We start from the raw sequence: 9964 nt of genomic DNA, 5'->3' as shown, positions 1-9964 counted from the left end.
ACATCAGATGAGGTCTTATTCAGGTGCATAGCCTCAAAAAAGAGGTGCCTGATTCAGATTTCGGCCGGGAGTGGGAGCAGTACTTTTCGAAAGGACAAGCCTGTTTACGATGTTCCCCGCTGGTAAAAACGTATGGATGGGGCATACATCATGATGCCGAAGGAAAGGTAGCCCTCATTCCAAAAGGTAGCCCTGAATATGATGCCTTTGCTTCCGATCCCAACCTGAAACAGCTTTTCGGGATGAGATCCTCAAAAAAATAAGTCCTTCATTCGTGCTTCTATCGACGGGTTTGTGGATTGTTATTTTTCCACGAATCCGCCTACTGGCGGACGAATCAATATCACGGATGAATGAACATGAATATGTAAGGTAACATTTACTCATTAACTCATAATCCTCCATAAAGAATATTTTATTCGTGTCAATTCGTGCAATATCTGTGTGATCCCTTTCATTCTAATTTCTGGTATATTTGTTTTAATTACAGACAATCCCATTAAACCATGGATGAATTCTTATCAGCTGCAGAGCTGAAGCAAAAGCAGGCCTTTCAGAAGGGGTATTCCCATTGGATCGGTACTGGTTCATAAGGCAGGATACTTGGAAGGGCCACAATCAAAGGGTACAAAAGGCAGTGTTGTGCTGCATGCCGAAATGGATGCCTTGAAAATGCCGGCAGGCAAAAGGCCAATGTTTACCGGGAATGTATTCTTTATACCACCTTATCCCCAGTCCAATGTGCACAGGAGCTATTCCTGCTTTATGGCATTCCAAAAGTGGTGATCGGTGAAACCGAAGCTTTAGGGTGGTGAAGAACTCCTGAAAGCTAATCAAGTAGAGGTAACCGTTGTCGATAGTCCAGAATGTATCAGCATGATGGAAACTTTCATGATTGAAAAGCCAGAATTGTGGAATGAGGACATTGGGGTGTAATCACTCCCAGTTTACCCTTTGTATTGCATTTGAGTGAAGCAACTGAGGCGATCACAAAAATGCATCATCTAATTACCTGACAACAATCTTGATGGATTCTGTATTTCCATCAGCGGTTAGCCTCGCAATATAAACCCCTTTGCCTGTCATGCTGCCAGACTGGTTGAGCAGGTCCCATTGGATTGTATTCACACCTTTTTCCATGGTTTCATTCGACAGCTCCTTTACGAGTCGTCCATGTAAATCATAGACAGATAAATTTGCTCTTCCTGAATTCTTCAGAAGGAAGCTGATATCAACCTTTTCGCTTGCAGGATTAGGCTTTGCTGTCATTGAAGTTTCCGGCCAGTTGCTGGCAGATTCCTGAACCCCAACAGTACCTGTAACCACATCCAATACTGCAATTCCTCTGCCAAGGCAGCTCATCCATAACTCATAGCCATTGGCAGTCGGACGAACTTCATGTCTTTGATGGTGCTGTTGGCAATCCACCCCATTGTGGTACGCCCCCTGGTGAAGAGGGTAAGGCTTCTACTGTTACTCCATCATACCAAAGGATACCGGAATTAGTAGAGGGATACTCTGAATCATATTGCATCCAAAGTCGCCCATCAGGTGTTATGGTCAGTGGGCGGACATGTTCCCCGGGGAAAGGCCAACCCTCATCATACGACCAGGTTTGATAATCACCTGTATTGGCATCATAGCGTATCAATGTACTTCCGGTACTAGTGAATTGCGACCAGGTGCCTGTCCACATAATCCCATTCTGATCGGCAGCAATTCCTGTAAACCAGGCTGCAGAACCGGGAAAATTCTCAATAGGTAATGATAGTGTCGTATTCCCATCAGTACGCAATATCTCATAATCAGTCAATGCCCATATATTCCCTTGAATTGCAGGGTCCTGTATCACTTTACTTCCCCAGCCCACGATAGGAACAGAAATCCATTCCGAGTTTGCTTCATTATAATATCGGAGGCTATAATATTCCCCTATACTCCATAATTTTCCATCTGAACCTTCGACAAATCCTTCCGAACTTGTCATAAAATCCTCCAAAGCATTGAAACTACTGCCATCCCATTCATGTATTCCATGGAAAGTAGGGTTTATAACGATATCGCCATTCGAAGGCCTGGCATAGATTGCCTGTGTGTTATCGGCTTCAAAGGGAAAAGGATAACCAATTCCGTAGGTATAAGGGTTGAAGCCTGTCCAGCGTGATCCGTCGAATTTCTGGAATCCGCCTACTCCTGTTCCTGCATTTCCGCAGAACCATACATTTCCTTGTTCATCGATCGACAAATCCTCAACAAAATAATCAATTTGTGAGGTATTGGTGATCCTGTATCTCTGCCATGTGCCGGTAATAATGTCGCGTTTTGCTGCCCCTTCTGCACCACAGACCCATACATTGCCCTGTTCATCTGTATCTACCGAATAAGTAGGCTGATTAGGGCGCCAGGTGCCATAGTTATTCCAGCTTGTGCCATCGAACATCCATGTTTCAGCATTTGCAGTCACCAGTAATGCTTTCCCATCGCCATAGGCTTTAAAAGCATCGATATAATAGCTGATATTCTCATAAGGAGGGGCCGGGTATACCCAGGTCCCATCCGGGCGCTGATATTCCAGGGTTTCCCAGTTCCCATTGTCAGACATCCTCAAGGCCCAGAAGTTCCCGGCATCATCCACACAATCCTTACCGGGAAGGCCGGCTATATCACCAATGGCTTCCGGGGTATAGTTAGTATAAGTCTGGGTGGCACTGTTAAAAGTAAATACATAACCAAAGTAGGTATCTGCTGACCAAACCAGGTAGCTTCCATCAGGCTTGGGCTGGACAGCAATACGGACATTGGACCCTTCCCAGGAAGTCCATTCATCCGAAGATGGATTATAACGAACCAATGCGCCACTGGTAAACCAGACAGAACTGTCGGGAGCCAGGTCAATATCCATAGTAAAACCAAGAAGGTCAGAATTGGAGGTCCCAAAATTCTGCATTGAAGATACCCCTGTCTGAGGGTTAAACCTTAGAGCCCCGGTAAAAGACCCCATCCAGAGGTTATGATTATAATCTTCAACAATATCATGAAGCTGAATATCCCCATTATCAAATGAACCCATGACCTGGTAATCCACATTTGAATAATTAATCCATTTATTCTCCGACTGATCAAATTTAGCCACTCCACCTTCTCCCCAGTTCCCGGTGTTAGCAGCAATATAAGGATCGCCGTTTCCATCTACCCAAAGGGAAGTGGCGACATCACCCTGTATCCCGGTATTTCCCGGGCGGTAATAGCGCCATGAATATTCCGGTTTCGGTTGAGCAAAAATGATAAAGGGAATCACTAGGAGCGAAATAAGGGTAAATAGATTTTTCATACAGAAAATGATTATTTGATGGATTGCAAACTTATGAGGTTCACTAAGATTAATAAAAAACTTTTGGCTTTACTGGTATTAATTTCGGTTGAACGGGTATAATCCGCCACACCTCGTAAATGTTTAAATAAATCAGTTTAACTGGATTCATCCGGGAGCAACGTTGAGAAACGTATTAATTTAATTTCCCAGTTTCGAGACCCGACTGCGTCCTTCGATTGACTGACTCTGCGGTGTTTGGATACATCAACGGGGCTCGGCACTTCGAAGCTCACGCACGGGAAATTCATAAAGATTAATAACTGATTGATAAGGAAACTGAGACTTTGAAGGAAAATCTGCTGTTTATAAACCTTCTCCTTCATTTTTATCGTAACTTCATCCAAATGAAATTTTAATATGAGAACTATCAGACCTTTCTTATCAATTTTATTGGCAACTCTATGGATTAGCGGCTCAGAATTCCTGAGAAATGAAATTCTGCTAAAATCCTACTGGACTAATCATTATAAAGGGATGGGACTCATCTTCCCTTCTGATCCAATAAATGGAGTAATGTGGGGAGTATGGTCCTTCCTATTTGCTATTACCATATTTATCCTCTCCAGGAAATTCAGCCTGGCTCAAACCACTTTCCTTTCTTGGTTTGTCGCCTTTGTGCTAATGTGGGTTGTGCTAGGAAATATGAATTTACTCCCTTTTGATTTGTTGAGGCTTGCCATTCCACTGAGTCTGCTGGAGGCTTTTTTGGCATCCCTCATCATCAAATCATTCGAGGTTACAAACACAGATGTTAAGTAAGTGAATTGTTAGTGTCATTGATACTTTCAGACAGAATTCATGAATCAAAAGCGAAAGACAAACGAACCTTTTCTTACTTTTACTTGCATGAGTTTCATCTGAGAATCAAATATTATTAGACTAAGTTCATGGAAACCAGCGTTTTTTCCGACAAATCCCAGCCTCCTTCCGAACAAATTTTAGCAGAAGCATTGGAAAACACCTATCCACTCTGGACTGCTTTAAGACAATATGTTCATGAACAATACCCTGCCGCAGAGGATCAATGGAACTTTCCCGGGGCAAAATATGGCTGGAGTTTCAGGGTGAAGGATAAAAAGAGAGCAATTATCTATCTTCTTCCAAGAGAGAAGTATTTTATGGTGGCATTTGTTTTCGGGCAAAAAGCTACTGACCTTATACTCAGCAGTGAATTGGGTGCGGATATCAGGACAGAACTGGCCTCCGCAAGAGTGTATGCTGAAGGAAGGGGAATCAGAATAGCTGTTTATAATGGTGAGATCCTCCCTGATATCCAGGAACTGATCCGAATTAAATTAAATCATTGATCCTACCGCCAATTTTTCACTAGTTTCTTTTTGGGGTAAGTTAAACTCCTTAATATCCTGTTAAACTGACATTTAACCAGTATGACAATGATTTATTGTAAATTATTTATTTTTATTTAGTCTAATTTAATATAATTGAATCTATATTTGTATAAACATCATTCTAACCGGGTGCACTCCCACACCACTCCATCCATCCTCAGAGTACCTGTCAAATAAGGGCATCGTATACATCAGGCTCGGTATCATCAAGTTTACATTTAAAAAAATTACATATGGAAAAAGACGAAAAAAAACTCCATGGTAGTATACAGCGGGCTACCATTTTATCAGGTATTGGCATGGGTTTATTACTTGGAGTCATTATGGGGCTCTCAGTTTCTGAAGTAGTCAAGGTTATTTTTGGAATTCTCACTGCCATGCTTGGGGCCTTCCTGGGTTTCGATAAACGTAGTTTTGCTGGCATGGAGTCGGCTGAATACCAGAAAGAGAAGGAAAACACACTTTTTACTGCATTAAGGGCAGGATGGTTTGGGATTGCTGTAGTGGCAGGTATCTTCCTGGGTATGTTTGTCAGAACGCAGGAAGTATTTACAATTAGTGTGGCCAAAAGTGTTAAAGGCTACACAGATGCAGGGTTCGCACCGGATCATGCCCGAAAACTTGTGCTGTTCCAGCGACTTGGGATCGATCCGAATACCGGTGAATTAGGACCTGTAACTGAAGTCCAACGGGCACACCAGTCGAATTTATTTAGTTCTGAGCAAGCACAAGAGCTATGTGGCGCTACTGATCCCGACCAGTGGAACAATGATTGGGATGCTGCACAAAAAGAGTTGATAGCATTGGATCCCAAAATCATGACACCAATTATTAGTGAAATAGCAAACACCATCCCGGAGCAGGAACGATTTGCTTTCCTTAAGGGATTAAATAAGTTATTCTGCCAGTTAGGTAAAAAAGGGACTGCCTATTGCAAACTTGGGACAGATTTTGAATTATGGCAAAAAGAACCGTCACTAAATACTATAGTTCAGGAACTTTCCAAACTAAGCCCGGAGCATCGTCAGAAGATTTTACCAAAGCTGGCTGAACTGGTATGCAAGATAGAAAATGAATAATGTTCATAAAATTTAAATAGTTATGAAAAGATATTTACCCGAAACATTTCTGATTGCGTTTGTTGCTTATTTCCCCATGGTATTGCATGCTCAGAGTTCTGATCTGGAGAGTGCAAAAGCATCGGTAGTAAAAATTAAGACCCACTACGTCCGAACCGAAAAGGGTAAAGAGGTGAAGGATCTTGGTGTGGCAACCGGCTGGTGCTGGAAAGAGCCCACTTTAATTGTCACAGCGCTGCATGCTGTAACCGGAGCAGAAGATATTATGGTTTACAGGGAAGGGAATAAATCCTCGAAGGCAGTGATTTATAAAGTGCTCAAGGAAGCGGACCTGGCATTATTGCGGATCAGTACTGACCTTGGATTGAGTCCATTGCAACTGCAAGAGGCTGATCCAAATTCAAGTAAAGAGTTATATGTTTGGGGATTCCCTCACGGAGTAAATACGATGCAAGGGGACGACATTCGTCTTTCCAGGAGTCTGGAGAAATCACCAACCTTGAACAGTATACTTACAGGCAATAAGCTAAAGTCAGAATTGGAGGACCAGGGGTACCCTCTTCCCATTGCCAAAATACTTCGTATTAGTTCCACTATACAACCGGGCCATTCAGGGGCACCTATCATGTCATCGAATGGTGCGGTAGTAGGAGTCGCCGATGGCGGACTTCGTGGCGGCGCTGCCAGGATCAACTGGGCTATGCCCGCTAATTTCTATGTTCCCAGGCTAGCCAGTTCCATAGACCCAATTCCGTCCTCCCCTTCCTTACAGGTAAGCTTATATAGCAACAGAACCACTGTTGATGCCGATGCCAGTGAAGCTGAAGAAATCATGGAACTTCAAAGGGAAGCTAAAGAGAATACCGTTGAAAATGGAGAACAATCCGTTACACTTACCTGGACTGCCAGCTATGAAGACCTTTTCTCAACCATGACAGCCGAAGAACAAAGGGAGATGCAGGAACTCACAAACAGCCTTTCTCTTGACCTGTCGGGAGCTACCTTTAACATTTATGAGGATTATGAAACCGGAGCCACTATAGCTGTGCCAGGTGATGCCATATTCGAGGTTGAGGACGGCTGGTTCTACTCTTCCAATGAAGATGAAACCCTGACCTATGATGCACTTCCGTTTTTTTCAGAGAATTATGCAGCGGCAAAGCAGAATGTATATGATGTATATATCGAGAATTTCCTTCCTACAGACTGGGTAGCTGACCCTGAAACTGCAGATGAAATTGTAGAGGATGATGAAAATGAGTCTGCTTCTTATTTCCTTACCCGTTTGGCGGCTGATGGAAGTGGAAGAACTTTATATTTTATGGCAGAAGTAAGCGGGCCTGATTTGCTGGTTATCAACCTTGAATTTGATCCGAATCGCTTGGTGGAAGATGACTATTTGAAGAAATTCATGCTGTTCACCCTTTCAACAGAGCTTTGTACATTTGGTGAATATTGATGATGACGGAATATCTGAAAGATTCCCTTGAAGGTCTAGGGATAGGAATTATTGCAGGCTTAGTTATTGGCCTGACAGATAACGACTGGATACGCATGACCTTGGCTATTGCACTTATCACTTATGCCGGACGTGCATTGGGCAACTATACACAAAACTTACCCGGACCTTCCTATCGTATTGCCTTCATGGGAATTTTTGCATCCATAGCCGTATTAGCGGGACTTTATATCCAGGGGCAACATCTTTTCAGAGAGACGCCCTTGAAAAGTATTGAAAAATGGGTAAAAGCAGGTTATACACCCATACAGGCCCGCCAATTGTATCTTGAATCTTTACAACCGGATGCCCATCAAAGAGAAACTGCTGCTAATACCTTTCAGAAATCTGTGCCGATACAACCGGACTCCACTGGATTGGCTAACATCAGTATATTGAAAGATAGTCTGTTGGGACAAATAGACACACTAAAATCATTGTTATCACATATTTTGGCAGGAGAAAAGCCGGAATCTTCACTGGTCAGCACGGTAGCATCAAATTTATTCAGCAGCAGGAGTAGTGAGCCCTTATGTGAAACCCTTGATCCGGGGCTTAATGAGGATACTCTAAGTTATATATCATTATTTCAAACATCAGGTTTCACCGAACTGGAATCTATTCAAATACTGCATCCTTCCAAAGGTTCAGAAGAACAGTATGAACTGGCAACACTGTTCTGGAGACTGATCTGCACCCTGGAATCAGACGCCCGGACACCCTGGGCAGAACTTACTGATCCAGCCAGGTATGGAGATGATGCCACGAAACTTCATGAAGCATACCAGGGTCAGGAAAGAAAAGTATTCGGGTTACTTTCAGCCTGGCTCAGCAAGCATGCCTCAAATCAATTAGAAGGTTTCAGAGCAATACATGCTTTAATCAGCAAGAAATCAGGAATACCAGCAAATGGTTGATGAACGCTTTCTGGATAACCGCATTAGAACCAATCTAAACTTTCAGAATTAAGAATTGTTTATACTAACAATGCTCTTTCAATTTGCGAATCCGACAACTGGAGGGCACAATTGAAATGTTGGGCATGTTCTGATCCAACTTAAAATTGATGGTTACCATCAGTTTCATTAAACATCAATCTAACAACGAAAAATTCTTCCCATGAGAAATATCATACTACTTTTCCTCACTTTTCTGCTGATTGCAAGCTCTAAGGCGCAAACCTTCGAATGGATCAAAGGCAGGGATATCAATTACTCAATGAATCCCGGCAGTCTTAACTTTTCAGTTACTACTGACTCTCAAGGGAATATCTGGTTCTCAGGCCTAAAAGAATTTGTGCAAAGTTATCAGTCGGCCATGGGCAATCTTTTTCTTAGTCGATACAATTCAGCCGGTGAATTGCTCGATGATTATGAAATATCCGGCAGTGCCTTGCTGAGTGATTTAACTACTGATGATATTGGCAACGTTTACCTTATCGGTCAGTATATCACTGATCTTGATTTCTGGGATGGTACACAATTAGCTTTCAGTGGCCCTTTTATCAATGGATTCCTCCTAAAAGTCAATAACGGAGGCAGCATCGACTGGGTTAAGGACCTTTCGCAGCTTTTTCCGGATGCAGTGCCTGAAGATCTCACATTTCGAAATGGATTCCTTTATCTTGCCCATTCAAGCTGGTTAAGCTCAAATGTATCGGTATTTGATACCGGTGGTGATCTCGTTAAAGATATTGAACAGCTTAGCGTAGGTATCGCCTCTTCAGTTGCAGTTGACAGCGATGGTAACATATTTGTAGCGGGCTCCTGTCCGGATGCAGGCAGTCAGTTTGGTGGCATCAGCTTCCCTGCTCCGTTTTCTTATAGCATCTATCTTGTGAAATACTCAGCAGAAGGATTGCCTCTATGGGTCCAGTTTATGGAGGATATAACCTGTATTTCGCCCTATCTTGATATAAGAAATGATGGTATGGTTATGATGGGTGGCATACTGAACATTCAAACTACTCTCGATACACTGACATTTAATGGCCCCAGCTGGGTGTATGACATTTTCCTCAGCTGTTTCGATCAGGAGGGGCATATTCAATGGGGCTTTGAGGTTCCGCAGGTCATGACAGGGGATGCTTCTCCGGGAGAAACCCGTCCTTTTATTGTAAACCAGGACCACTCAGTTACCCTTACAGGTCTTTTGCGAGGTTCTGTGGATTGGGACAATGGAGTGGTTTCACAGGGTACTATTGGAGCGTATGAAAGCCTGTTACTGCATATTTCTTCAACAGGGCAGGCAGTCTGGACTAAGTCATCAAGTTCCTCTTCATACAGCTATGGCCTGGCCATCGCGAGCGGAGCGGATCAGAACCTCTATGTAACAGGTATAGGGCATGGCGAACTCAGCTTCGACACCTGTACTTATACTAATCCATCCTACTATTATCCCTACCTGGCTAAACTCAATACGGTCTGAATACAGGCATGCCTCCAGGTATTCATCCCACAACATTACAAATCTATCCGAATCCCGCTCAAAATCATTTGTTTATCAATCCCACTGTATCTGAGAATACTATTATCCGGATAAGCTCCTTATCAGGTATTGAGGTAAAATCAGTACAGCTGGAAAAAGGGGCATCAATGGTGGATATCAGTGATTTGAGTTCTGGAGCCTATCTTATTCAGCTTCAATCCAAAAGCAGTTTGTCTGT

The 9964-nt window shown here is 43.0% G+C and carries 10 protein-coding genes; 8 read left to right on the top strand and 2 right to left on the bottom strand.

Features of this window, described 5'->3' with window-relative positions:
* Positions 1–23 precede the first annotated feature (23 nt).
* Entirely contained in the window at positions 24–263 is a 240-nt protein-coding gene (locus tag IPH84_05980; GenBank protein MBK7172773.1) for a hypothetical protein, read from the top strand.
* Positions 264–1008: 745 nt separating this feature from the next.
* Here IPH84_05980 and IPH84_05975 read toward each other — a convergent pair.
* Together IPH84_05975 and IPH84_05970 are read right to left on the bottom strand one after the other, a co-directional pair.
* Positions 1009–1428, bottom strand: coding sequence for a T9SS type A sorting domain-containing protein (locus tag IPH84_05975; GenBank protein ID MBK7172772.1), 420 nt, complete (start codon positions 1426–1428; stop codon positions 1009–1011).
* Positions 1397–3331, bottom strand: a complete 1935-nt coding sequence (locus IPH84_05970) for a hypothetical protein (GenBank protein ID MBK7172771.1) — start codon at positions 3329–3331, stop codon at positions 1397–1399. The genes IPH84_05975 and IPH84_05970 overlap by 32 nt, the downstream gene beginning before the upstream one ends.
* 399 nt (positions 3332–3730) lie before the next feature.
* Here IPH84_05970 and IPH84_05965 point away from each other — a divergent pair, with 399 nt between their 5' ends.
* The 7 genes from IPH84_05965 to IPH84_05935 form a co-directional block, all read left to right on the top strand.
* The gene (locus IPH84_05965; protein ID MBK7172770.1) at positions 3731–4132 is read left to right on the top strand and encodes a hypothetical protein; all 402 of its coding nucleotides are present in this window, start codon (positions 3731–3733) and stop codon (positions 4130–4132) included.
* Between the two features lie 128 nt (positions 4133–4260).
* Positions 4261–4680 (top strand): DUF3788 domain-containing protein, encoded by a 420-nt coding sequence (locus IPH84_05960; protein MBK7172769.1) that lies wholly within the window; start codon positions 4261–4263, stop codon positions 4678–4680.
* Positions 4681–4955: 275 nt separating this feature from the next.
* The gene (locus tag IPH84_05955) at positions 4956–5801 is read left to right on the top strand and encodes a hypothetical protein (GenBank protein ID MBK7172768.1); all 846 of its coding nucleotides are present in this window, start codon (positions 4956–4958) and stop codon (positions 5799–5801) included.
* A 22-nt stretch (positions 5802–5823) separates the two neighbouring features.
* A complete protein-coding gene (locus IPH84_05950) occupies positions 5824–7260 on the top strand; it encodes a trypsin-like peptidase domain-containing protein (GenBank protein ID MBK7172767.1) in 1437 nt (478 codons plus the stop codon).
* Positions 7261–7262: 2 nt separating this feature from the next.
* The gene (locus IPH84_05945) at positions 7263–8216 is read left to right on the top strand and encodes a hypothetical protein (GenBank protein ID MBK7172766.1); all 954 of its coding nucleotides are present in this window, start codon (positions 7263–7265) and stop codon (positions 8214–8216) included.
* A gap of 202 nt (positions 8217–8418) precedes the next feature.
* The gene (locus tag IPH84_05940; protein MBK7172765.1) at positions 8419–9726 is read left to right on the top strand and encodes a hypothetical protein; all 1308 of its coding nucleotides are present in this window, start codon (positions 8419–8421) and stop codon (positions 9724–9726) included.
* Positions 9727–9734: 8 nt separating this feature from the next.
* The coding region (locus tag IPH84_05935) for a T9SS type A sorting domain-containing protein (GenBank protein ID MBK7172764.1) at positions 9735–9964 on the top strand (230 nt) is incomplete at its 3' end.

The sequence above is a fragment of the Bacteroidales bacterium genome (assembly GCA_016707785.1).
In the GTDB taxonomy this organism is placed as follows: domain Bacteria; phylum Bacteroidota; class Bacteroidia; order Bacteroidales; family UBA4417; genus UBA4417.
Note: the sequence above shows the minus strand (reverse complement) of the source record. Positions and strands in the feature narration are given on the sequence as shown.